The organism is Rhodococcus sp. NPDC057014, from assembly GCF_042673295.1.
Lineage (GTDB): Bacteria > Actinomycetota > Actinomycetes > Mycobacteriales > Mycobacteriaceae > Rhodococcus_F.
The window spans coordinates 1-23573 of record NZ_JBHUSF010000127.1 but is presented as its reverse complement, the minus strand read 5'-3'; the positions used below and the strand labels follow the sequence as shown (position 1 = coordinate 23573).

17 protein-coding genes, 3 pseudogenes and 1 riboswitch are annotated in these 23573 nt (G+C 61.8%); of the genes and pseudogenes, 6 read left to right on the top strand and 14 right to left on the bottom strand.

The genetic code is table 11. The annotated features are described in order from the left end of the window. The first annotated feature begins 499 nt into the window (after window positions 1–499). Window positions 500–2344 carry a DUF262 domain-containing protein gene (locus ACFTZB_RS23510; RefSeq protein ID WP_378434506.1) on the top strand — a complete coding sequence of 615 codons (1845 nt, stop codon included), beginning with the start codon at window positions 500–502 and terminating at the stop codon, window positions 2342–2344. Window positions 2345–2939: 595 nt separating this feature from the next. On the opposite strand, the gene ACFTZB_RS23505 is transcribed toward ACFTZB_RS23510, so the two are convergent. From ACFTZB_RS23505 to ACFTZB_RS23490, 4 genes are all read right to left on the bottom strand, one after another. Beyond that, complete coding sequence (locus ACFTZB_RS23505) at window positions 2940–6056, bottom strand: type I restriction endonuclease subunit R (protein WP_378434504.1); 3117 nt, start codon at window positions 6054–6056, stop codon at window positions 2940–2942. A 2-nt stretch (window positions 6057–6058) separates the two neighbouring features. Continuing rightward, window positions 6059–7393 carry a restriction endonuclease subunit S gene (locus ACFTZB_RS23500; protein ID WP_378434502.1) on the bottom strand — a complete coding sequence of 445 codons (1335 nt, stop codon included), beginning with the start codon at window positions 7391–7393 and terminating at the stop codon, window positions 6059–6061. Further along, window positions 7390–9369, bottom strand: a complete 1980-nt coding sequence (locus tag ACFTZB_RS23495; protein WP_378434510.1) for an N-6 DNA methylase — start codon at window positions 9367–9369, stop codon at window positions 7390–7392. The genes ACFTZB_RS23500 and ACFTZB_RS23495 overlap by 4 nt, the downstream gene beginning before the upstream one ends. 119 nt (window positions 9370–9488) lie before the next feature. Continuing rightward, the gene (locus ACFTZB_RS23490) at window positions 9489–9941 is read right to left on the bottom strand and encodes a mandelate racemase/muconate lactonizing protein (RefSeq protein ID WP_378434500.1); all 453 of its coding nucleotides are present in this window, start codon (window positions 9939–9941) and stop codon (window positions 9489–9491) included. A 31-nt stretch (window positions 9942–9972) separates the two neighbouring features. Further along, a riboswitch (SAM riboswitch) is annotated at window positions 9973–10093 on the bottom strand. Between the two features lie 358 nt (window positions 10094–10451). Between ACFTZB_RS23490 and ACFTZB_RS23485 the strand changes: the two genes are divergently transcribed. The 3 genes from ACFTZB_RS23485 to ACFTZB_RS23475 all read left to right on the top strand — a co-directional run bounded on the left by ACFTZB_RS23485 (window position 10452) and on the right by ACFTZB_RS23475 (window position 12678). Continuing rightward, complete coding sequence (locus tag ACFTZB_RS23485) at window positions 10452–10949, top strand: hypothetical protein (protein ID WP_378434498.1); 498 nt, start codon at window positions 10452–10454, stop codon at window positions 10947–10949. Between the two features lie 12 nt (window positions 10950–10961). Beyond that, the gene (locus ACFTZB_RS23480; RefSeq protein ID WP_378434496.1) at window positions 10962–11708 is read left to right on the top strand and encodes a CBS domain-containing protein; all 747 of its coding nucleotides are present in this window, start codon (window positions 10962–10964) and stop codon (window positions 11706–11708) included. Between the two features lie 481 nt (window positions 11709–12189). Beyond that, a complete protein-coding gene (locus tag ACFTZB_RS23475; protein WP_378434494.1) occupies window positions 12190–12678 on the top strand; it encodes a hypothetical protein in 489 nt (162 codons plus the stop codon). A gap of 604 nt (window positions 12679–13282) precedes the next feature. On the opposite strand, the pseudogene ACFTZB_RS23470 reads toward ACFTZB_RS23475, so the two are convergent. From ACFTZB_RS23470 to ACFTZB_RS23460, 3 genes and pseudogenes are all read right to left on the bottom strand, one after another. Continuing rightward, window positions 13283–13720: pseudogene (locus tag ACFTZB_RS23470) on the bottom strand (transposase); the annotation flags it as partial. A 113-nt stretch (window positions 13721–13833) separates the two neighbouring features. Next, the gene (gene ltrA, locus ACFTZB_RS23465; RefSeq protein WP_378434508.1) at window positions 13834–15228 is read right to left on the bottom strand and encodes a group II intron reverse transcriptase/maturase; all 1395 of its coding nucleotides are present in this window, start codon (window positions 15226–15228) and stop codon (window positions 13834–13836) included. Between the two features lie 665 nt (window positions 15229–15893). Next, window positions 15894–16852, bottom strand: a pseudogene (locus ACFTZB_RS23460) (IS1380 family transposase); the annotation flags it as partial. A 360-nt stretch (window positions 16853–17212) separates the two neighbouring features. Between ACFTZB_RS23460 and ACFTZB_RS23455 the strand changes: the two are divergent. Continuing rightward, window positions 17213–17623 (top strand): hypothetical protein, encoded by a 411-nt coding sequence (locus ACFTZB_RS23455; protein WP_378434492.1) that lies wholly within the window; start codon window positions 17213–17215, stop codon window positions 17621–17623. Between the two features lie 1196 nt (window positions 17624–18819). Here ACFTZB_RS23455 and ACFTZB_RS23450 read toward each other — a convergent pair. The 5 genes and pseudogenes from ACFTZB_RS23450 to ACFTZB_RS23430 form a co-directional block, all read right to left on the bottom strand. Beyond that, on the bottom strand, window positions 18820–19350 hold the full coding sequence (locus tag ACFTZB_RS23450; RefSeq protein WP_378434490.1) for an ester cyclase: 531 nt from the start codon (window positions 19348–19350) through the stop codon (window positions 18820–18822). Between the two features lie 251 nt (window positions 19351–19601). Then, the gene (locus ACFTZB_RS23445; RefSeq protein WP_378434488.1) at window positions 19602–19931 is read right to left on the bottom strand and encodes an ANTAR domain-containing protein; all 330 of its coding nucleotides are present in this window, start codon (window positions 19929–19931) and stop codon (window positions 19602–19604) included. A gap of 242 nt (window positions 19932–20173) precedes the next feature. Further along, window positions 20174–20392: pseudogene (locus ACFTZB_RS23440) on the bottom strand (superoxide dismutase family protein); the annotation flags it as partial. Window positions 20393–20540: 148 nt separating this feature from the next. Beyond that, window positions 20541–20939 (bottom strand): DUF1304 family protein, encoded by a 399-nt coding sequence (locus tag ACFTZB_RS23435; protein ID WP_378434486.1) that lies wholly within the window; start codon window positions 20937–20939, stop codon window positions 20541–20543. Then, window positions 20936–22030, bottom strand: coding sequence for a methyltransferase (locus ACFTZB_RS23430; RefSeq protein ID WP_378434484.1), 1095 nt, complete (start codon window positions 22028–22030; stop codon window positions 20936–20938). Before ACFTZB_RS23430 ends, ACFTZB_RS23435 begins: the two co-directional genes overlap by 4 nt. A gap of 75 nt (window positions 22031–22105) precedes the next feature. Here ACFTZB_RS23430 and ACFTZB_RS23425 point away from each other — a divergent pair, with 75 nt between their 5' ends. After that, window positions 22106–22525: a MarR family winged helix-turn-helix transcriptional regulator gene (locus ACFTZB_RS23425; RefSeq protein ID WP_378434482.1), complete on the top strand. Its 420-nt coding sequence runs from the start codon at window positions 22106–22108 to the stop codon at window positions 22523–22525. 466 nt (window positions 22526–22991) lie between these two features. On the opposite strand, the gene ACFTZB_RS23420 is transcribed toward ACFTZB_RS23425, so the two are convergent. Beyond that, window positions 22992–23147 (bottom strand): DUF6131 family protein, encoded by a 156-nt coding sequence (locus ACFTZB_RS23420; RefSeq protein WP_378434480.1) that lies wholly within the window; start codon window positions 23145–23147, stop codon window positions 22992–22994. 207 nt (window positions 23148–23354) lie between these two features. Continuing rightward, window positions 23355–23573: MaoC family dehydratase N-terminal domain-containing protein (locus ACFTZB_RS23415; RefSeq protein WP_378434478.1), on the bottom strand; the 219-nt coding region annotated here is incomplete at its 5' end.

Here is a 23573-nt window from a genome sequence, read left to right as displayed (position 1 = left end):
TCGACTAACGCCCATCGAGTATGAGACGCTCCATCAGGCCGCACACGCGGCCTGAACTGCACACCCCGAGTGTCAACCACGGTGGGGGCAGTCCCCATCGCTTTCCGCTCTGCTGGCGTTTCAGCACGGACTTGCCTGTCGGCAGCTTCTCGGATCCAGGCCTTCCGCTAACGGTCAACTGCGGTCCCCCAGGTCTTGGGCCCACTGGTTTGACGAACACGCCCGGCAGGGTTACTGATAGCGATGATTTGAAACTGACGCTGCTTCGCTGTACCGGCGAGTGGTGTGGCACGACCTATACGCCGCTGCGGCCGTACCCCAGGGTCTCCCGCCTATGTTGATGGAGCTCCCGACCCAAGCGAGAGACTGACAATTTGCTTGAAGCTCCACCGATTCGCAAACTAACGATCACCGCACATCTTGAAATCTCAGCGGTAAGGTCGTCTGCATCGATCAAGCCAGGCGCATGACGAGTCGCCTTCTCGCGAGAGGGATGAGTATGGGCTTCCTGACGCCAATGTACGAGTTGGGCGAATATCTTGCTTGGACTCGGTCTGGAGTGATCCAACTCCCCGACTTCCAGCGCGGATACAAGTGGGAGGACGAGCGGATTCGGCAACTGCTGGTGACGGTGTTACGTGGTCACCCACTCGGTGCCGTGATGCTGCTCAAGACCGGAAACACGCAGGTGCGCTTCAAGCCGCGCCTCGTCGAGGGCGTCGATCTTCCATCGGAAACGGCGGCGAAGTATCTCCTGTTGGACGGTCAGCAGCGCCTTACCTCGCTCACACAGGCGTTGAGTGGGGATGGTGCTGTCGCGACCAAGGACAGTCGAGGAAAACTGTTGGATCGCCGGTACTTGGTGCACATGGAGACTGCGCTGAGCGATCCCAACCGTGTCGACGATTCGGTCATCTCCATCCCCGGTGAAGGAGTGGTCCGCACAAACTTCGGTAAGGAGATCGTGCTCGACCTCGTCGACCACGACAAACAGCGGGAACAAGGGTACTTTCCGTTGCATCTGCTGTATGGCGATTACATGAGCTGGATCCTCGAACTCTCGGACCGCGAACTCGGCAAACGATTCCATGAGCGTTTCATCAAGCCGGCCGCCACGTACGACATCCCGGCGATCGTACTGGACGAGAATACCGACAAGGCCGCGGTCGCCACAGTCTTCGAGAAGGTGAACACCGGCGGGCTCCCGCTCAACGTGTTCGAACTACTCACCGCGATGTTCGCCGGGGATGCCGACTTTTATGAAAGCACAGGGGCCGACTTTCGTCTCAACGACGACTGGAAGGAAACTCAGCTCAAGTGGGCCGCCTATCCGGTGCTTACTGCCGTGGAGAACACGGATTTTCTCCAGGCTGTCACCATGCTGGCCACGCGGAAACGGCAACTGGCAGATACTTCGGAACGGCCGCCTGCAATCTCGGCCAAGCGCGAGGACGTTCTAAAGCTGTCCCTGGGCGACTACCTGGAATGGCGAGGCCCCCTCCGAGAGGCGTTCATCTGGGCGGCCACCTTCCTGGCCGATCGGCACATCTTCGCCCCACGCGATGTGCCATATCCCAAGCAACTGGTTCCGTTGGCCGCAATCAAAGTGGTCCTCGGCCCGGACGCCGACCTGATCAGCGTCAGCGAACGACTCGTCAGATGGTTCTGGTGCGGGGTGCTTGGCGAACTCTACGGATCCACGATCGAGACTCGCTTCACCCGTGACATCGAATCAGTCCCGGCATGGGCGAAAGGCGAGACCGAGGTAGCGACTCCCCGCACGCTCCAGGACGCCTCCTTCGTTGAGTCCCGTCTCCATTCGCTGCGTACTCGGAACGCCGCAGCTTACAAGGGAATCGCAGCGCTGATCCTCGCTGGCGGCGCCCATGACTGGATGGAAGACAGAGCGCTCGACAAGGTGCAATACGTTGATCTAGCCGTCGATATCCATCATGTGTTCCCACAAAAGTGGTGCAATGACAACGGGATAGATGACGAGCACCGGGAAAGTATCGTCAATAAGACTGCGATCAGCGCTCGGACTAACAGAGTCATCGGGGGTTCTGCGCCGTCGGTGTACTTGACCGTGATCAAGAACCGCGCGCAGATCGATGCCGGTCGGTTGGACCAACTACTCGAAACCCATCTCGTTAATGCTGAGCGACTCCGAACGGATGACTTCGACGGATACTTCCGAGAACGACGTGAATCGTTGTGCCAGTTGGTGGAGAAAGCGATCGGCAAGCCGGTGCAACGCGATACCGATGAAGGGCACGCAGAGGAGGACTCGACCCAGTTTGAACCCGCAAATCTCATCGAGGACTCAATCCCAGAAGATCGGTAACCCGAAGGCCGGCCTGGCCCATGCTCGTAGGATTAACGAAGATTCAAGGGCGGCGGCGAGCACCGCTAGCGACCTCGCCGCCGACCCGCTGGGGACGGATACACATGTATATGCGCCTTCTTCGAACCGCGGTGCTCGGGGCACTGCTCATGGGCCTGATCGCTTGCTCAAGCCGAGATGAGAACGACCTCAAATGACTCATCAGCTGTCGATGCAGGTGACCTAGCAAAAGCAATTCAGGCGAAGATACCGGAGGTCACTGGCGTAGTCGTTTACGACGAGAACACCGATCCCAACGAGTTGATCGGTCGTCCAGGTCAGTACACCTCGGCAGCACGCCTCGCAGACAGCCGCGGAGACGCGCAGTCGGATGGGATCGAGTCAGATTGCAGCCAACCGCTCCAGATACATCCAAGACACGCTCAGTGACCTCGGGCCCGCTTTCGGACCCGAGTGGCATTTCCTCGCAAAGGAGTCGCTACTTCGCGTTTCAGGCGAGCTGGGGCCATCAGCAAAGAACGAATATGAGCAAGCATGGCAGGGAGGCCAACCGTAGGTCATTCACGCTTGAATGCCACCGAAACCTGGCCGTGGATCAACCGGCGCTGGTGGCGTTGTGACTGCGGTACACACCAGGCAGGAGCTCCTCGAGGAGCTTTTGGGCGAGGGTGGGGTTGTTGAGTATCTGTGCGGAGAGGTCGGCCGAGGATTCCATGGCCCCGATTACGGCGCTGACGAACTCGGTGTGCAGGTCAGGGGATGCGGAGAACTGGGAGAGGGAGTTGGCCTGTGCCTGCTCTTTCAGGGTCTCGCTTTCTTCGAGTTTGTCTCGTACGTGGGTTATGACATTGCGGACGCTGGCCTCGGAGTGTTCACCGGAGAACAGGTCGTTGATCTTCTCGATGATCTCCGTGATGGCGACCATTTCCGGGTCCCGCACAACCCCAGTACCCGCTTCCTTCGCCGGTTGCAGGACTACTCCAGCGGTGAGCTTGCCGGCGGTGGTGGCCTTCTCGTGCTGGGCGATGTAGTCCAGCTGTACTGTCGATAGGTCGATCGGGTCGGTCTGCGGGCGATCGGTGAGCTGCGGTGCGAGATGCTTGAGGTAGATGGCGAGTTTTTCTAGCCACGGGTCTTCGTAGTCGAAGAGCTGGGAGAGGAAGTCGTACTGCTTGAGATAGGTGCCTACGTCCTTGCGGAACATCGCTAACTCCTCGACGGCTACGGCGTCGCCGACTTCGAGGGCCTCGCGTTGCCGGACGTCGTGCCGATCGACCGCGGGCTTGATCCACCGTTCGAGGGCGTTGTTGCCCTTCTTCGCCAGGTAGTCGTCGACCAGGGCGTCGACCTCGGAGGCCTCATAGATCCCAACTACAGAAATCTTGCGTTCGGTGTCGTGGACGATGTTCGGGTCGGTGACGTCCGCGAGCGTCGTCACCTCGTAGTACGGGGAGAAGGCGTCCACGATGTCCGCGACGTCGTTGGTGAAGTCGAGGACGAACGTCTGGTCCTTCTTCGGGGGGAGGGTACGGTTCAGACGGGAGAGGGTCTGCACGGCGGCTACACCGGAGAGTCTTTTGTCGACGTACATCGCCACCAGCTTGGGTTGATCGAACCCGGTCTGGAATTTGTTGGCGACCAGCATCACCTGGTACTCGTCGGTGTCGAACGCCTCCCGCAGGTCCCGGCCCTTGAGGCCGGGGTTGGCGTTGTGTTCGGTGAACGGGTCCGGCCCGGAGTCGAGGTCGGTGACCTCCCCGGAGAACGCGACCAGGGCGGCGATGTCGGTGTATCCGTGTTCGGCGAGGTAGGCGTCGAATGCCTTCTTGTAGCGGACAGCTGCCTTGCGGGAGCTGGTGACGACCATCGCCTTGGCCTGGCCGTCGAGCCGCCAGGCAATGTTCGTGCGGAAGTGCTCGACGATGATCTGCACCTTCTGCGCGATGTTCGTCGGATGCAGTTTCACCCAGTTCATTACCGACTTGATGGCGGCGGACTTGTCGACCAGATCCTTCTTGCCTCCTTCGCGGGACACGGCGAGGGTGCCGTTGTTGGGAGTCTCCTCGGTGCTGTAGGTCTTGCCGTTGTGGGAGAGTCGGAACGCGGTCTTGTACGGGGTGTAGTTGCGGAGCACATCGAGGATGAAGCCCTCGTCGATGGCCTGCTGCATCGAGTACAGGTGGAACGGCACCGGGGTGCCGTCCGGGCCGGGCCGGCCGAACAGTTGCAGGGTTTTCGCCTTCGGGGTGGCGGTGAATGCGAAGAACGACAGATTCGAGGCCGAGGCCCGCGCCCTCGTTTCGGCGGCAAGGATGTCCTCGGCGTCGATGGTGCCGCCGTCGTGGAGTTCGGCGAGTTCGGTCTTGGACAGGACGGCCTTGAGATTCTTGGACGCCTCCCCTGTCTGGGACGAGTGTGCTTCGTCGGCGATGATCGCGAAATTCTTTCCCTCCAACGATTTGCGGTCGCTGATCACGTCCAACGCGTAGGGGAAGGTTTGGATGGTGACGATGATGATGTTGGTGCCCGATTCGAGGGCCTTCGCCAACAGCTGGGACTTCGAACCGCCGAGGCCGCCGATGTGGGCGACGACGCCGGAGCGTTTCTCGATCTGGTTGATCGACTCCTGCAGCTGGGAGTCGAGGACGGTGCGGTCGGTGACGACGATGACTGAGTCGAATACCTTCTTGTCGCCGGCGTCGTGCAGGTTCGCCAACCGCTGGGCCAGCCACGAAATGCTGTTGGTCTTCCCCGAGCCGGCGGAGTGTTGGATCAGGTACTTTTGGCCGGGGCCTTCGGTGCGGGCGGACTCGACGAGTTTTGTGACGGCCTCCCACTGGTGATAGCGGGGGAAGAGCATCGTCTGCTTGCGGGTCTTGTTTCCAGTCTGCTCGTCGATGGTCTCGGTGACATGGAGGTGCATGAACCGACCGAGGATGTCCAGCCAGGTGTCTTTCTGCAGGATCGTCTCCCACAGGTAGGCGGAGGGTGATCCGTTCGGGTTGGGTGGGTTTCCGGCATGGTGGTTGTTGCCGCGGTTGAACGGCAAGAAGTAGGTGTTGGCGCCGGCGAGCTTGGTGCTCATCTGCACCTGGTCGTTGGAGACCGCGAAGTGCACCAAGGCTCGGGCGCCGAACTGCAGCAACGGTTCCCCCTTGGGCAGGCGCGCAGTCTTGTACTGCTGGACAGCATCGGCGACGGACTGGGTGAAGTCAGTTTTCAGTTCCGCGGTGGCGACGGGGATGCCGTTGACGAAGAACACCAGGTCGATCGACTTCCTCGGTGTGGTCGTCGAGTAATGGACCTGTCGCATCACCCGCAGCCGCACCGTCTCGTACCTGGCGGCGGTGGTGACATTGAGTCCGGTGTTGGGTTTGAACTGGCACATCGAGAACTGCGCGTTGAAATCCTTGAAACCGCGCCGCAGCACCGCGAGTGTCCCGCCGTCGGCCTTCAGGTCCGCAGACAGAGCCTGCGCAAGCCGGTTCAGTAGAGCCTGAGCGGACTTCTCGCGGACATCGGCGGGAGAGTCGGGATTGATACGTTTAGCGAGCTGATCTGGCTGTGTGTCGGCCAGCCAACCGAGCACATCCTCCGGGAATAGAGCGAGTTCCCGGTCGTATCCGGCATCACTGGGAGAGCACAGCCAACCGTGAGTGGTGAGGTGGTGGCAGATCTCGTTCTCGAACTCGATCTCGTTGTGCTGAGCCATGACTATGCAGCTCCTCGAACATCTATCTTGCCGGTTACCGCATCGGTGATCAGCGCGGAGCGGTATTCGCGAAGCGTTCTAATCATCTGGTTCGCCTTGTCGATGAGGGCATCGATCTTGCCGCAGCGGGTTTCAAGGAAGTTGAGGATTTCGCTTTGTTCCGTTACCGGAGGTACCGGAACGGGAAGTTTCCTTATAGCGCCACACGTAAGCCCACCTTTAGTGCTGCCATTCTCCTCGCTGAGGTCACGCAATACCTGGTAAGCGGAGTGGAGAACCTCGCGCAAGAACCGTGGATTTATCTTGGAGCTGGTTGGGGTAACGAAGGCAATGTGCTGGTTGATCGTCGACTCGAATTTCAATAGTGATGCCATCCCCCGCGTTTTCCCCTGTCCTGTTAGCCCGATTAAAACACTGCCCGCGGGTACGACTGGAAGGTGACAACTGGTCCGAGCGAGCTCGGTAACAAACTGGTCGGAATCGGTGATTTCTGCCCGATTAACATGACTGCTGTTAAGCCATGGCACAGTTCCGTTCGTCCAGTAATTCAAATTCTCCCGCGACGGGGTGGCGCCATTTCCGACCACAGAATGCATGCCCAGCTGTGGCAGCGTCCAGTGACTGGGGATCAGTCCGATCCATTCGACGCCGGAGTCCGTCATCTCGGCGTGGTGGTCAAGTCCCTTGGTAACAGCGTGGGCGACGGTGGCAGTGCGGTCCTCGCGCAGGGTGGTGATGAGCTGTTCCTGCTTGGCAATCAGCGCGTCGATCTTGTTGGTTTCAATGTTTAGGAAATCAATGATCGAATGTTGAACTGATAGAGGAGGGACTGGTACGGGAAGGCTCCCATAGCGCTCTGCGCTAACATTCTGGATAGTTGCCTGGATTTGCTCACTGAATATGTGCTGCCAATAACTTGTGGTCATTGTGAAGTAGTTCAAGTACTCAGGGAGCAACTTGGAGCGGTTTACCCTCGCCCTGATCAAGTATCCGGCATAACAGCAACGACCCCAAGACGGTACGTACATAAACGTCTTTCCGACCGTTGCACCGCTTCGGGCGAAAAGTACGTCGCCATCTGAAAGCAGGTACGGTGCGGCAACTTCAGGCGGAAGTGATCTGAATGTATCTGGCCTTAGGTTGCCATCGGCGCCGATGTCAGTGATTCGGACGTATCTGGGGTTATCTGGGGTGTTATCGTCGGCGGCTGCGTTGGCGCCGTATGACATTGGCTCGGTGAGGAGCATCTTTAATCGGGTTGTTACCCATGTCGCCGGGATCTCGCCTAGCACATCATTCTTTGACTGTTGGTATTTCGGGTATGTGGGCCAGTTCATGCGCCGACCTCGTGGAGCATTTCCTGGATCTCGGCTACAAGGACGCGGAGATCTTTTTGAATGTCTTCGATCGGGCGGGGCGGGGTGTAGCGGTAGAAATGGCGGGTGAAGGGGATTTCGTAGCCAATCTTGGTCTTGTCGCGGTCGATCCAGGCGTTCGGCACGTGGGGTAGGACTTCGCGTTCGAAGTAGTCCTGGATATCGTCGGTGAGAGGCACGTTCTCGGTATCGCGAAGTGAGGGGTTGGGCTCAGGTTCACCCTTGGCGTTGGTGCAGATGGTGGCGTCGTCGGAGTGCTCTCCCATCGTCGACCAGATCATCTTGACCAACGTCGCCGGGGGCTTGCTCATACCGGCCGCCCACAGCGCGTCCTTAAGCTCGGCGACGAAGGCGTCTCGGTCGTTCCACTTCCACCCAATCAGTGTGGTCAGGGCTTTGCGGAGCGCGGCCTGCTCACCTGCCCTGAGCTTCGCGACGCCTTTCTGGTCCAACACCTGATCGATCTTGACTTCGGTGGGTTCGAACTGCAGTTGCAGCGGCCGTTCCACGGTGATGGTGGAGTAACCGAACTCTTTGCCGTCGAATATCTTCGACACCGAGGCCTTCTCATCCGAGCCAGGGTCGTCGACGAACTCGGCATACAGCTGGGTGATGGTCTCGAGATCCTGCTCCCGTAGTTCCTTGCGCTTGGAGCCGAGGGACTTGCGCATCTTGCCGAACATGTCGGCGGCGTTGATGAGCTGGACTTTGCCTCGGCGTTCTGGGGGCTTGGTGTTGTCGAGGATCCAGATATAGGTGGATATGCCGGTGTTGTAGAACATGTCGGTCGGGAGCGCGATGATCGCGTCGAGCAGGTCGTTCTCGATGATCCACTGCCGGATATTGGACTCCCCGGACCCGGCGCCGCCTGTGAACAGCGGCGAGCCGTTGAGGACGATCGCCAGGCGACTGCCCTTATCCTTCGGGCCGTGGACGGGGCGCATCTTGGCGATCAGGTGCATCAGGAACAGCAACGATCCGTCGGAGACACGGGGCAGGCCGGGGCCGAAGCGGCCGGCGTGTCCGCGCTGTTCGTGCTCGTCGGTGACTGCCTTCTGCTGGGTTTTCCACTCGACACCGAACGGCGGGTTGGAGAGCAGGAAGTCGAAATGGTGGCCGGCGAATCCGTCGTCGGTGAGGGTATCGCCGTGGTAGATGTTGTCGACGCCCTGGCCCTTGATGATCATGTCGGACTTGCACATGGCGTAGGAGCGGGCGTTGATGTCCTGCCCGTACAGCACAGGTTTGGCCTTGGGGTTCATCCGGGTCAGGTGGTCGTAGGCGACAGAGAGCATGCCGCCGGTGCCGGCTGCGGGGTCGTAGATTTCGCGGACGATGCCCGATTTCGTCAGTTCGAGGTCCTTTTCGGCGAACAGGATGTCGACCATGAGGGCGATGACCTCACGTGGGGTGAAGTGGTCACCGGCTTGGGTAGCGTTGTTTTCGAAGGAGCGTCGGATGAGCTCTTCGAAGATGTAGCCCATGTCGTGCCCAGACACCATGTCCGGGTGCAGGTTGACGTTCGCGAACTCTTTGACGATCAGGTACAGCCGGTCCTTCTTTTCCAACTCGGCGATCAGTGCCGGCAGTGCGAACCCCTCGAATACATCGCGGATGTTGGGGGAGAAGCGCTCGATGTAGTCGACGAGGTTGTCGGCCAATCCCTCAGGGTCGGCGGCGAGTTTGGTGAAGTCCCACTGCGAGGTGTTGAAGAACGGCAGATTGAACTTGCTCGTGAGCACGATCCCCGGATCGACTTGGAGCTTTTGAACCTTCTTGTATTCCGCCAGTACCTGGTCCTTGGTGGGAGCGAGGATGGCATCGAGGCGGCGCAGAATGGTGAACGGCAAAATCACGTCGCCGTACTGGTTCGGCTGATACGGGCCGCGCAGCAGGTTCGCGATGCTCCAGATGAGATTCGCGTTCGTTGTCGCCATTGGGTGGGACTCTCCTTGTTCGGTGTGCCGAACCAAATTACCGTGGGCGACCAGTCGGCCACCCGCCACTTCGCCGCATGTGTTGCCCAGGCCACCCCTCTTCGCAGCGCCCCGATTGTCTACAAGCGCTTCTCACCCGAGAGGACACGTCGAGTCGCCACACTAGGTCGGAGCCCCGCCTCGTACATGCGTGGCCAGTCCGCAAATTCTTCCGGGTCGACGACCGTGGTCGTAATTCCGTTGTTGCCAGGCTTCTTCGATCGTCGGGAGGGGTGGCGGGGGAACTCACGGTTCACCTCCTCGCGCGCGAGTTCGAGCTGGAAGATCAGCCAGGTCTGCGGGGTGAATCCCGCGGCTTCGGCTCGTTTGGCGAGATCTATCCAGTCCGAGATATTTGTGTATCTGCCTTCGAGCACCGCTTGCTGAGTGGCGTTCATCGGGAATGTCCCCAGCCAGATCGGCGGGAAGTCGAGGAGTACCTGGCACCACTCGCGGCGGCGGGGTTCGGGGATCGGATCCCACTTCGCCTGCGCTTGCTCCAGGTCCCCGGTGTGGTCGTCGGGGATGTTCATCTCGTGCCTCGTCCCTGGAGGCGGGTAGCCTCCATCGACCTTGCTCGCGGGCAATTGCTGCGCGGGCCGGTTCTTCCCCTGGGGCACCCCGGTCGATGGTGACGGGGTTGCCGGGCAGCCTGGCCAGGTACCTTCGGCTGCCGCTCTTGAACCTGAGAGTCACGGTAGCAGTAGTGGCCGACATCGGATTCGACGTGTTTGCCTACGGTACGACCACACCTGTGGCCGGAAAGGAACGTGATGTCGATCCCGCCGAGGGGCGGGGTGCTGGCCGCGACTGTTGAGGAGTAAACCGTCATCGCCAGCATCGTGCTGCCTCTCCGTTGGAGTGGTTCGGACTAATCATGAGTTCGTTGTTTGGGAGCTGAGCGTGAGGGGCAAGTCTGTGTCTGCGCACCCCCGACTCCTGGGCTTGCCGGCAACATTCCTGGCCTTCTCGGGTGGGTCGGGAACGGTGGACGGGTTCGGGTTCGGGTTCGAACGTGAAAGTGCGAGATGTCGGAGGGCAAAATGTCCAGACGAGCCGCCAGTGGGCGCACCGCGGAGCTAGAAGATGCGATCGCTAGAGCAGGCGACGAACTGTCTGCCACCCTCGGCCTCCCCGAACAAATCGATCCAGGCGAAATCAAATTCACCTTCATGTTCGACGGTGGCGATGGTCCCCAAGCGGAAGACATCAGTTTCGCCTGGGATGGTGGATGCTGGACAACGTGGGCACAGGAGATCTCCGACCACGAAGGCAATCTGTCTCCTGCGTCGAGTGCACCCGTATGGGGTTGGGCGTCGTGGCGTAATGGAGCCGACCTGCTACTGGCCTACACATGGCCCGACCTCGGAGTGGACGGCTGGGCACACATTCCCGGCGGTGCGCCGGGAAGAGACCTCACAGATGAGGACCAAGAAGACGCCATGTATGAACCGCAGACATGGGTTGAGTTGGGAAGAACGATACTCAGTGTTCTCCGCGAGAAAGAGTTGCCTACCCACACGGGACGAACCTACGACTGAGGTGTCAGGGGTATGGAAGCGCCGATTTCACACGACCCGGCCCGTGAGTTCCTCGACCTGTGGTCCGAGATCGAAAGGCACCTGCATCGCAAGTACTCGCTGTCCGAGAGTGTTCGCGGCATGGGTGAGATCCTCGCCGAGATCCGCGGTCGGGACGCACTTGTCCGTCGTTACGAGCCCGCCCTGACCGCATTCCGGGATCTGCGCAACGCGATCTCCCACCATCGGTACCACGACGGTGTCCCAATTGCCACACCGCGACCCGAGACCGTGGACCAGTTGCGCCGCATCCACCACGAATTACTCGTCCCTCTCAGGATCGGACAGTGCCTGCGGGCACCGACGGTGATCACCGCGACCCCGGATGAGCCGCTGCGCGAAGCACTGCGCGAGATGGCGGAGCACACGTTCTCTCAGCTGCCGGTCTACGAGAACGGCAAATACCTAGGCCTGTTGACCACCAACGCCGTCGCGCGGTGGTTGGCTGCTCAGATCAGCGACAACGGTGAGGTTCTGGTGGACCAGGTACGGGTGCGGGAAGTACTCGACTTTGTCGAACCGAACGAGAAGGTTGTCCACCTTGCCAGAACCGTGTCGGTAGCCGCGGTTATCGACAAGTTCCGCAAGGAGGGCGGTGCTGCCTCGTTGGTTGCTGTCATCGTCAGCGAACGGGGCCTACCAACACAGAAGCCCCTCGGTGTCGTCGTGCGCGACGATTTGGCATACCTGCTCGATCGACTTCCCTCAGTGGCCTTGTAGGAATCGCCGTTGCGGTGGGCAGAGTCCGACCGGTCGCCGAGGTAAGCAACATCGCATTCTCGCCGGTGGGCATCTGTTACCCCCCCAGAAGCCGGGCGGTGCGTTAGACGATACGAGGCGCTGCGCTGGGGCCCCGCGAACATTTGAACGTGGGTTGCCGACAGGAAACGGGCCCTGTCCGGTAGAACCACAAGATGTGGGAGGCCCCAGCGATGAATCAGCGTACGAGCATCGGATTGGATGTACACGCAGGATAAAAGGTCGCTGCCGAGATCGCGGAGTCGATCGAAGGCTTGTTGTCGCGGGAGATATTGCAGGAATGCCATAGGTAGCGAGAATCAGCCAGGCTTCGCGCCCCGTCGTTGGTCGATATGGGTACTGCATAGGAACGACTGAATCACTAGGAGCATAGAAGTCGGTGTGGTTGGCGCACCACCGGGTACTCAATTGCTCCCGTGGCCAACGTTCGAGGAGGAAGCCAATGCGATTATGGATCATCGGCGCGACGGGACTGCTCTTGATCGGGGGACTCATTGGATGCTCGTCGGGTACCGAAGACATGGGTGCAGGCCCGAATCGCACCTGGGATAACGGTATTCCCCGCGAGCGGGTACCCGAAGGGTCGGATGAAGGGTTCAACGAGTCGCAGGTCGCTGACTACAAAGTGGTCGCCGAGAACCCCAAGGGTCGAGTCGAGGTCATGTACGTCGCCAACACGCAAGACTTTCCCACGATGCTCAACCTCGGCAAGGCATGCGTCCAGCACTATCTGCCCAACTTCCCAGCTGTGAACTGCTGGGTCTTTCCGACCAAAGAGGACTTTGATGTCACCGTTCCGATCTCGGAACCGGGCGAGACACCAGCGCGCCCTTGCTTCAAGGTGTTCATCAACATCCCGTTAACAGGTGGCGACTATGCATCTGGGTACACCACGGATGACCCGCTGCCGCCGCAATGTCCAAGCGCATAGTCACGCATCCCATCTACTAGCTCCAGAACCCGTCCCACATGAAGACGTCGGCGCGCGGCTCAAGAGCTCTGGGAGCCGGGCCTTTCGGAATTAGCACTTCAGGTCTATGTACTTCGTACCGGATACAGACGCGCTGTTCATCCAGGCCCAGCTCACCCCGCCAGACGATCGAATTCATCGGCGTGTGCCAGGAGTTCCACCATGCGAATTCTGCAGTCCAGGAGATCGTCATCCGATGAAGTACGGAGCAGTCTAGTTGACGTAATATAAATTATCGGCAGTTTAGGAAGTGTTGTCTGCCAGCATATTTGGAACACACCCGTGTCTGCAGCCAGCTCGTTGGGCGCGTAGACCGGGCGGGCAGCCGACGACCTGGCCGTGATAGCGCAAGTGGGGGCGCCGACCACGGGCTGGCCTTTACAATCCGATTAACCTCGATCTTGCATGCGTCTGACGTGTCGCTCTGATTAGTTTCGGGTTGGGTGTTTCGGGCATGGATTCGGTGCTCGGCAACGCGCGGTCGCCCGACGCGGTCGGGTGGGCGTCGGGGTCCAGGGCCCCGAAAGTTGATTTCCTTTCGTCTCGGCAGTCGGATTGGTACTGGTCAGAGAGGGTCGGGGATTGCGTTGAGACGGGCCAATGCGGTGATCAGCAAGTCGATCCAGGGTGCGTGGGCGGACAGCCGCAGATGCACTTTTCGTGCGTGACGGGCGATGCGCCCGGCGATCGCGAACAGGCGCAGTCGTAGCCGTTTCGGCTCCCACCGATTGGCTGGGTCGTCGGTGAGCGCGAGCATCTGCATCCATGCGGTGACCTCGACGGCGAGGGCGACGAGGGCGAGCCAGATCCGATTCTGATCGAAACCGTGCAGCGGAAGGTTCTCGAGGCCGGTGTCTTTCAGGATGCGGATCCGGTCTTCGCAGCGTGCCCGGCGCCGGTGCCGCAGTTCCAGATCGGGCAATTGTCCACCTTCGGTGTTGGTGACGAACGCGGTCAACCGCAGCCCGTCACGGTCGGTGAAGCGCAGTTGTGCACCGGGGTGGTTGAGTCGGCCCGCAGCGCGGTACCGGTGTCACCACCGGCCCGTCTCTGCGAGCCGCTCGCCGAACCCGGCGTGCGCGTTTCCACGCACCGGGCTCTCCACGGTCTCTGCCATCAAGCGTGGTTAGCCACTGCCCAGGGATTCGGGATCTTACTGCCGCGGTACCGATATCGTGCAGTCGGTACCCGGCCGAGATTGAACAGTTCGACCCCGTCCGCCGACGGCATCTTCCACGTCCCGTGAGGGCCGATGAGGTGCCGTCGAAGATCTGTCCAACTCCACCGATGCAGCCGTATCCACCAGCGAGCAATCCTGTGCCACACGAAGATGGCGAGGGATTGCAGGACACTCTTGGCTACCGCGTACCGAAAGTAATTGGACCAGCCGCGCATGATCCGGTTGAGCCGGATCAGCACGTCCCTGGGTGGCTGCTGCGACAGCCTGCTCGTCACGGCACGAATCTTGTCCTTCAGCGACCGGAGGGGCCGGTCGGCGATGAACACGTAGACGTACCACTTGTCCGTCCCTTTCTTGCGTTTCCACTGGAGGCGGAACCCGAGAAAGTCGAACCCCTCGCCCATGTGCACCACTCGGGTCTTGGATTCGGAGAACCGAAGCCCCAACGGCGCGATCACATCAGCGATCTCTTCGCGCAAGTCGTTCACATCGTCGCAGCTACCGAACACGAGCACGACGAAATCGTCCGCGTAGCGCACGATTCGCCAGTTCGGCAGGCCTCTCCTACGACGGAGAGCGCGACCTGTCGGGGTGCTCATAGCACCGCCCGGTTGCCACGGCCCGTGAACGTGCTCATCGAGCGCGCCCAGGGCGATGTTGGCCAACAGCGGCGACAAGATGCCCCCTTGCGGCGTGCCGGTCGGATTGTCCTCCTGATGGCCGGTTTCACTCATCACTCCGGCCTTGAGGAACGACTTGACCAGCAGCAACACGCGCTTGTCCTTGATCCGTTCTCGCACCCGGCCCATCAGGGCCGTGTGCTCGATCGAATCGAAACACGCTTCGATGTCGGCATCCAGCACCCAGCGATAGCCCTTGGTGCCGAAATACTGAATCTCCGCGACTGCGTCGTGCGCCCGCCGCTTCGGCCGAAACCCATAGGAGACCGGCAGGAAGTCGGCCTCGAAGATCGGTTCCAGCACCAGCTTCAGCGCCGCCTGAACGACCCGATCCGCAACCGCCGGAATCCCCAGCTTCCGGACCTTCCCGCTGCCGCCCGGTTTGGGGATCTTACGTTCCCGCACCGGAAGCGGACGAAACGAGCCGTCCTTCAACTGAGTCCGCAGATCGTCCAGGAATCCGGACATCCCCACACTCGCCTCCACGTCGGCGACGGTCATACCGTCGACGCCGGGAGTCTTCGCGCCGGTATTGCCCGCAACCCGTTCGAACGCCACACGCAATGTGGCCGGATCGTGCACGAAATTGAACAGGTCATCGGACCTGCGGCCGGAATCGGCCGCCGCCCAATGGTGAAGCTTGGCCTGCATCCCCGATACCCGAGCACGTGGGCCCGGTGGGTCCGCGATGTCCGGGGCGACGATGTTCACCGCCGCGTCTTTCGGCATTACAGTCTCCTTCCCTTCTCGATACCGCTGCCGCCCTTCCCCATGTGCCGGGCTTTCCCCGGCTCGGAGTACTACGACGGCTCCGCCCCATCCCGACCTGATCGGCGGTCGGTGCGCCCAACCGTCCCCACGGACCGGATGCCCGTAGGTCGGTAAGACCGAGATGGTTCCCGTGTTCACTGTTGTTCGCTCGACGGAGGAGGAGCCCGACTCTGTCCCTGCGGCCTCACCACGGCTACCCCGCAGCAATTTCACCGTGGTCTCCCGGCCAGCCGACCTATCCGACCCAGGAGTTCCCCACCGACGAGTCGGTGGGTGCGCACCGCTGCCGGCCCAGATCCGCCAGATTCGAGCCGGTGCAAGATGAAGAGACGTAAACGCCGGTTCCTCTCGTACTCCTTTCCGTCCCGCTCGCCGGACCCGCACCATCTGGCAGTGCTGACACGTCCCGGCTTTGTCAGGGCTGCTTCCCGCCCTCCCCGGCACCACCCGGATCAGGCTGCCCTCAGCTCCACCGTCCTGCTGCGACAGGATCGGCGATGCAGGCCTTTCACCTCCATTCGAATCAACAGCGCCTCACGGCGCACTGGGCGTTCTTTGCGGACGATGACCCGCATCCCGTCGGGCCAGCCCGGCAGCTCGAGCAGACTGGTTACCTCCGTCACCCAGGCGCCGTCGCGGGGTTGCCCATCGGCGTTGTAGGCGGGGATCCAAGCGTGTTCGGAAAGGGCGTCGATGGCGGTGACGATGGTGTCGGTCAGACCGAATCCGATCGAGTACGACAACTTCTGTGTGGTCAGATAGTCGATGAGGGCATGGGTGCCGCCGGCCGCGTCGGTGCGGATCAGTACCTTGCGTCCGATCCGTCCGCCTTTGGCGGTGAACGGCAACTGCCGCAATGCTGCCGTATCAGTTCGATGTGGTCTGCGGCGGTGTTGGAGCCGGCGTTGCCCGGTCGCAGCATCATCGCCAACGGCTCTCCCGTGCCGTCCGGTCCGTGGTCCACGAAGGCGCACAGCGGGTGAAAGCCGAACCCTCTCTTGTAGGTGGCGGCAGCCTTTTCCTTTTCCGAGTGGGCGGTGACCAGGGTGGCGTCGAGGTCGATGATCAGCGGATGTCCGGCGTCGATCTCATGGTCGGGAGCCTGTTCACCGGCGGCGTTCCAGGCGATCCTTCGGGCTATCGAACGGGCGGAGTTGATTGCCGCCAACGCTTTCGGAGCGTCAGCGGCCAATGCGGTAATCAGTCTCGAGACGGTGGGATCGGACGCCACCCGGCCGAAGACTGCGGGTTCTTCCCGCAGCAGCGCGATATCGGCCAGGCAGTCGCCGCCCAGGGCGAGTGCCATCGTCAGATCGGCGATGATCTTGCCCGGATCATGGGAGGTCGTCGGTTTACGCCACGGCTCGAGCGCACTCGACAACGCGGTCGTCAGACCGGTTTTCTCTGCGGTGCGTAGCAACAACACCGCCCCGGCGTGCGACACGACACCAGTTCCGGCGGGGTCAACGGACAGCGACGGGTACCACGAAGTAGACTTGCCCACCAGAAAGGTGCTCCTCGAACGCAGTGAATATCGGCCCTCAGCAAGCCATATTCTCCCAGTTCAGAGCACCTTTCTTCATGATCAACACGCGGCCGGGGCATGACCAGCGTGAAAGCCCGAGGTTAACGCTCGTTGGAGCGGTGCGGCCTATCAGAGAGAAAGACGGTCCATCGAGTGACGAATCAACCCAACTCTGGCGGCGATGCTGAACGCAGCATTGTCGAGAGGTGGCTCGCTAACGGTAAGCCCATCGAGTCGCACGGCCCGGAACCAGTCGTTCCACTGGTCAATCTCCAAGCCCGTGGAAGTTTCGTAGGCGCGCCTCCACGCAGACCGCCGACGCCCCTTCCGACGAGTTACATGCCCAACGTGGTTGCTGGCATGATCGCCTGCCTGGGAATCGTGATCGGTAGTCTCGGGCCCTGGGCGGCGCTTCCCACTCTCACTTCAGTCGGTCCCGCCGGTACAGAAGGTGACGGGCTACTGACGCTGGTCCTTGCAGCAGCGGGCGCAGCCGCCCTATTCGCGATTCTCTCGCGGGGTGGATACACAAAGTACGGCGATCGCTGGGTCGCACCCATCGTGGGTGGGATCGTCGTGGTCATAGGCACCGCCGATGCGTCGAAGATCAGTGGCGGGGAAGTTGAAGTCATGAAAACGATGGTTACGACGTCGATTGGCTGGGGTCTTTGGGTCGTTCTACTGTCAGGCGCAGCGCTGAGCGTCACGTCGTTCACGGTCTCCCGGATCGTCGGCAACCGATCCAGATGAGGAAGGCCGTCGCCGTCGCCGTCCTCACTGTGGGAGCGCTAACTTTCACCCGGTTGCACATCTGAAGCATCGTCCGACTCGTCACCTACATCGGCAATGCCCTTGCCTTCGGTGTCGCCGGAGGAGTATCAGCGGCTAGTAGCAGCCGAGATCGAGGAGTTTCGACGCATGAACGAGGCGTGTACGGGATAAAACCCGCTGACGGTCTCGCACCAGTCGCGCACCCTGCGTGACGGCGTGTACGTCCGCCGGCCCTATCCGAAACTTGCATAAGGAGGAGTGTGATGGATTGGAACTACTTCATTCACCCGGACATCTACCAGTGGCTTGCCCCATTCAATCCGTTTTTTCGTTGGCTGATTGAAATCGGGGTGTGGTGATGAGCGTAAACAGATGGACCTGGACACCGCACTCGCATGGACTACACCGATCGAACGAGTACGGGGTCTGTTTTGTCCGGCGCTCAGCCCGTTTCGCCTCCTCTGCGGCGTTGGTATCAGCAAAAGTGTGCTCACAGCGGTCGTAGTGTTGCAGAACCCGACGACAGGAAGTGTTGAGCTACAAACAGTTTTCGGACGGGTTTTGCGACACTCAACGATTCGATAACGGAAGGTCGCCGGCAACTGCCGGTGTGGGTCCGGGAGTGTTTGAGAATAGATCGAATGAGAGACAACCCGAAACAGTTCATAACTATCCAGGGCAGTCCACGGAGTCCCGTTCGTCGCCCCGATTCGGGACTTCTTCACCCACGGGGCTATCGGGACCGTGCAGCCCAGCGCGTTCCGGTCATGGGCCGGCTTCCGAGACGTCTCGGTCATCGCTCGGCTTGCGGGGAACCGCTCGCAGGCTCGGCGCGACTATTCGGATTCTGCATCCTGCCCACTACGGTCATGCCGAAGTTCGCTGGCGCGACGTCACCGCCTTCTATGGAACCTCACTGTCCCTCCGATCCCGATTCGGCGACCTTGTCGGCGTCCGTCCTGCCAGTGTGTTCCACGATGTTTACGACCGGGAGCCGACCCTGGGTGCCCCTCCGCCCGAGGTCCTGCGGCCTCTGGAAGAACTCTCAACTTGAAAGACTTTCCTGTCGGGCAGTTTTCGAAGTGGAACTGGATCGTGGGTGATTTGCACGCAAGACTCTAAGCAGCGGGGACTGCGAGAACTGTAGCCCGCGGGCGGCCGAAGAAGCCCCCGAGCTAGCGTCGGCGGGTCATGCTCACTACACGCGTTTTGGCATTGAAGGCGGCCTTCATTGCGCGGTCCGCAATCGATCCGTCGGGCGGTAGAAGTTTGATCTGGCGGGCGAACTCCATTTGGTCGTAGCGCACCGTGTTGGTGACAACCTTCCCGTCGACGATGACGAAGTGGTCGAATCCGTCGAACTCGATTCGCTGCCCTGTGGCGGCGATGCCGACGAAGGTGCCGACGTGCTGGCCGGACACGTGCCAGTGGAGCAAGACGTCATCGCCGGACTCAGCGATCGAGACGATCTCGAAGGCGAAGTCGGCGACGGCGGCGAAGACTTGGTTGAAATAGGTGGCGACCTCGGTGCTTCCACGGCATGTTCCGGTAGGAAAGTGCACGAGGGAGTCGGCGGCCCAGAAGTAGTTGCGGAGGCTGTCGACGTCGTGGGCATTGATGCGGTCGATCGCCCACCGGACGAGTTGCGTTTTGGAGGCGTCGTTCGGCGGAGGGACAGCGGTCGAGGTAGGGCCGCGCTCGGGCATCTCTACTCCTTGACGTTGAGCACCGATTCAGCAGCGTTCGGCAGCATCCAGATACCGGTCTGGGGCGGACCATAACTCACGACGCTCGGCACGCGAGGCAAAACGCGACATGGTGACCCGTGGGAGCTGCATCATCAGCAGCACGGCTCAAGCTGTAGGAGTGGCTCGGCACGCCAAAGGAGTGGTCGGTTTCGATGTGCTGCTGATGGGTCGAATCGACTTCGCCACCGCATCGGGAGCGTGTCGTCGCGTCAGCTCGCGTGTGCGTTCGGGCGCGGCGGGAGCTGGGCGAGGAGCTGCTCCCATTCGTCGAAGCGGACGGCGTCCGGTGCACACCGAGAGGAGGGGGATCCGGCAGCAAGGTCGACCAGGTTCCGTGCAACACCGACCACGGTCAGGTGATGACGGCGGGATACGTCGAGAAGTTCGTCGAATGCCTGGGCGTCACTGCAGCGGCGGGCAGCGATCAGGATGTCCTTCGCGGTGGCGAGAAGTTCGCGACCATCAAGGCGCCGGCGGGGTATCAGGCGGGTCGGGGCTGGAAGCGGGCTCAGGGGTAATTCTGCAGTGGCCTCGATCATGCGTTGTCCTTCGCTCTCGTGCATCGGCCGAGACTCGCCGGTGTGCCGGCAAAATCCCGAGCCGACGTGAATGTGAGTCACGTCACTGTCGATGCCCGACCAGTTCTAGCACACGGCTGCCGCACCTGCCATCTACACAAACGTCCAGGTAGGGCGCGGCCGCTCGTCCCCGTCGGTCCTGCCGAACCCGGCACCGGGGTCACCGTGGTGGCGGTGGGATCCATTTCCGACTCGTCATTTGCTCAGAAGTCTTCGTCGATGCACGCCAGACGGTCACCCGCCATCCCCGCCTGACCGGGGCCGGTCATCGTCCGTTGTGCGTGCAGCACCACGGATTTGGCCTCATCGGGACGGAATTCCCAGTCCACGGTCGTCGACGCCTGAGCGTTACCGGCCTGGTCGGTGGTGACGTCGAGCCAAATCTCGTTCTGAGGGTTCGCGTAGGCGGGATCCGACGACGGCCAACAGAACGGCCCGGTGCCGATCCGACCGGTCGAGGATCGCTGAGCGGGGACCGCGGGTTTGACGATCGCTGAGTGGGGACCGCGGGCCAATCGGCGACGGGCAGACCTGCACTGTTGTAGGACACTCCTACCACCTCGGCCAGGGTCAGGCGGCGATGGCGATCAGCGCGACCGCTGGCAGGACGGACGACGCAACGGTCCCCCTGACGCTCCCTCCGCGCGGCAGCCAGTACCCGAGCAGATCCGCGACGCCCATGAACAACGACGCGAGCAGCATGTAGATGGTGCTGACGACCACAACGCTGGTCCCGGTCGACTCCTCGCCGAAGTTCACCATCCAGAGCCCAATGAGAGCGCCCACTCCTGCGAGCGCGTTGCGGGCGCCGATGCAGAACGACCACAGGTGCACATTCCGGATGCCGTTGGGCTCGATGCCGAGGAACTTCTGGGCCCAGGGTCGATCGACCAGGAAGGCCTCCAGCGGGAAGACGACGATCAGGACGAGTGCCGAGAGGCCGACGCAAACCTGCGCGAGTGCGTTCACAACTGCCCGCCGGTGCTGACGGCTTCGACGAGCGAGATGGTCGAGATCGTTGGTACGACCCGGGTCATGCGGAACCCCGCCCGCTCGAGCAGGGTGGCGAACTCCCGTTCGGTGCGCTCCCGGCCACCGACGAAGAGCAGCATGTCGAGGTCGAGGGTCTTGGCGAAGTGTGGTGTGTTGCCGGGCGGGACCACGCTCTCCATCAGGAGCAGTGTGGCACCCCTGGGCATGTGGCGTCGGACGTTGGCCAGGATCGCGGTGGCCTGTCCGTCGTCGAAGTCGTGGACCACGCGCCGCAGCACGTAGAGGTCACCGTCGGAGGGAGCGGTCTCGAAGAACGACCCGGCCTCGATCCGGCAGCGGCGCAGGACGCCCGCCGCGCGCAGGTGCTCCTCCGCGTCACCGACGAGGGCCTCACGTTCCTGCAGCACCCCCTTGGCCGACGGTGCCGCGCCGAGGATGAGCGCGAGCAATTGTCCGTGCCCACCTCCGATGTCGACGATCGTCGAGTACCGCGTGAAGTCGTACGCCACCTCCACGGTGGGCCAGTCCAGGGTCGACAACCGGGTCATCGCGTCGTTGAACGTGGCGGCGAACTCCGGGTGCTCATCGAGGTACTCCCACATGGGCATGCCGAGCACCTCTTCGGCGGACGGCCTGCCGGTCTCCACGGAGTGGGCCAGCTGGCCCCACGGTCCCTGATAGGCCGGATCGCCGAGCATCAAAATGACCGGAAGCATCGAGGCGTTCGTGCCCGAGCGGAGCCCTTCGGCCGCGGGTGTCAGGCCGAAGCGGCCCTCCGGGTCCTCTCTGAAGATCCCGAAGGTGGCGCAGGCTCGCAGGAGGCGGTGCGTGGCGTCGGGATCTGACCCCACTTCGGCCGCGACGTCGTCCGCGGTCAGCGGGCCGTTCGCCAGCGCGTCGGCTATGCCGAGCCTTGCCGCGGCGTAGACGGCGTGGGTCGTCATGAACCCGGAGGCGAGCTCGAGCAGGCAGACCTCCGGCGGCGCCATCCGCCGGGTCAGTGACTGCAGCGCGGTCCGGAGGGTAGTGGCTGCACGGACCACGCGGGCGGGAGGGAGTCGGGTCATCGCGGATCCCCTATGATCGTCAGCAATGCTGACTATAATTATTGTCAGCAATACTGACTATTGTCAAGGGGATCGATGGACGTCGCCACGCTCATGTTCATCGCCTACCGCGCGATGGACGACAGGGTGATCCGAGCCATGCGGGAGGCCGGCTACAAGGTGACCGTTGCGCAGGCCCGGCTCGCTCAGCGGATCGCCGAGGACGGCTCTCGCCTCACCGACCTCGCTGAGCAGGTGCAGGTCACCAAGCAGACCGCAAGCCTGCTGGTCGCGGCGCTGGAACGGGAAGGGCTCGTGGAGCGCATCCCTGATCCGGAGGACGGCCGGGCGCAGCTCATCCGGTTCACCCGAAAGGGGCAGGCCGCGTCGACGCGGGCTCGCGAGGTGGTGATGGGCGTCGAGCAGGAATGGAACGACCACCTCGGCCCTGAACTGGCAGGATGCCTTCGAGAGGCGCTCACAAAACTCCGCGAAATCGCAGATCCGTACCAGTGACTCGGATCAACGACCCTGAGGATTGGAATACCAATGGCGACCCTTCGTGCGGCCGCAGAGCCGCCGGGTCGATCGATCACCGCAAGCGGATCCGCTTACGGCACACCCACAGGACAGGACAGGACAGGAGGGGTTCCAGGCAACCTTCAGTTCGACCTCGGATCATCCCGTATCGCCATGAATCGTGGCGCCAGCGTGCCGCGGCTGGGCATGCCTCACGGACAGCACCGTGCCAAATAGCGTCGGTGAAAACGTGCCAGATAGCGCCGGGAGTCACAACATGGGTTGTCGACGCTTCTGACGTACGGAATCTACTGTTCAGAAGGTATGTCGGAAAATGATCGATTTCCGACCAGCCGCGCCGCCGTTGCGACGGTCTATCAGCAGACCTGCGCGGCGGCGGCCAGCAGGGGGTGCAGCGTTGCATGATGTCCGTGAGGGGCAGCGAGCGCCTACTCGCGGACCTTTAGAACCAGTGACGGCGGCCGCCGACGGCGCGGCCGGTGGCGCCGAGCAGCGCGAGGATGACTCCGATGACCAACAGGATGATCCCGATGGTCCAGAGGATCGAGGTGCCCGCCACGAATCCGATCACGAGCAGAATCAGTCCGAGAATGATCACGATGAACCTCGTCTCCGCGCGGCGCGCGCCTTCATCAGCGGTTACCCGTTCGTCCTAGCCGGAAAACAGATGGGCGACGGCGGGATACGCCGGGTTGGCCGCAGGAGGGTGCGGCCAGGCGCGGCAGATCTCACCATCTCTTCCTGCGGGCACCGGCCTCGCGCTGGCCGAATCCGGAGTTCTGAACATGGACGGCCGGTTGAGCGATCAGCGGCTGTAGGCGACCAGGGTGGTCCACATCGTCTGCACCGGGGTGTCGTGTTGGTCGAGCATGATCGTCTTGGTGACCATGATGTCGTTGCCGGCGGCGTGGCGGAACGAGTCGAGGAAGACGTCGCAGATCAGGCGGTCGCCCACCGTGATGGGGCGGTGGAACTGCAGGCGTTGATCGGTGTGCAGGATCTCGGCGGGGTCGTAGCCGGTGAG

Bases quoted from the DNA above. Each gene is read 5' to 3' on its own strand.
- ACFTZB_RS23510 (WP_378434506.1), top strand. From the start codon at position 500: ATGGGCTTCCTGACGCCAATGTACGAGTTGGGCGAATATCTTGCTTGG.
- ACFTZB_RS23505 (WP_378434504.1), bottom strand. From the start codon at position 6,056: ATGGCTCAGCACAACGAGATCGAGTTCGAGAACGAGATCTGCCACCAC.
- ACFTZB_RS23500 (WP_378434502.1), bottom strand. From the start codon at position 7,393: ATGAACTGGCCCACATACCCGAAATACCAACAGTCAAAGAATGATGTG.
- ACFTZB_RS23495 (WP_378434510.1), bottom strand. From the start codon at position 9,369: ATGGCGACAACGAACGCGAATCTCATCTGGAGCATCGCGAACCTGCTG.
- ACFTZB_RS23490 (WP_378434500.1), bottom strand. From the start codon at position 9,941: ATGAACATCCCCGACGACCACACCGGGGACCTGGAGCAAGCGCAGGCG.
- ACFTZB_RS23485 (WP_378434498.1), top strand. From the start codon at position 10,452: ATGTCCAGACGAGCCGCCAGTGGGCGCACCGCGGAGCTAGAAGATGCG.
- ACFTZB_RS23480 (WP_378434496.1), top strand. From the start codon at position 10,962: ATGGAAGCGCCGATTTCACACGACCCGGCCCGTGAGTTCCTCGACCTG.
- ACFTZB_RS23475 (WP_378434494.1), top strand. From the start codon at position 12,190: ATGCGATTATGGATCATCGGCGCGACGGGACTGCTCTTGATCGGGGGA.
- ltrA (WP_378434508.1), bottom strand. From the start codon at position 15,228: ATGCAGGCCAAGCTTCACCATTGGGCGGCGGCCGATTCCGGCCGCAGG.
- ACFTZB_RS23455 (WP_378434492.1), top strand. From the start codon at position 17,213: ATGCCCAACGTGGTTGCTGGCATGATCGCCTGCCTGGGAATCGTGATC.
- ACFTZB_RS23450 (WP_378434490.1), bottom strand. From the start codon at position 19,350: ATGCCCGAGCGCGGCCCTACCTCGACCGCTGTCCCTCCGCCGAACGAC.
- ACFTZB_RS23445 (WP_378434488.1), bottom strand. From the start codon at position 19,931: ATGATCGAGGCCACTGCAGAATTACCCCTGAGCCCGCTTCCAGCCCCG.
- ACFTZB_RS23430 (WP_378434484.1), bottom strand. From the start codon at position 22,030: ATGACCCGACTCCCTCCCGCCCGCGTGGTCCGTGCAGCCACTACCCTC.
- ACFTZB_RS23425 (WP_378434482.1), top strand. From the start codon at position 22,106: ATGGACGTCGCCACGCTCATGTTCATCGCCTACCGCGCGATGGACGAC.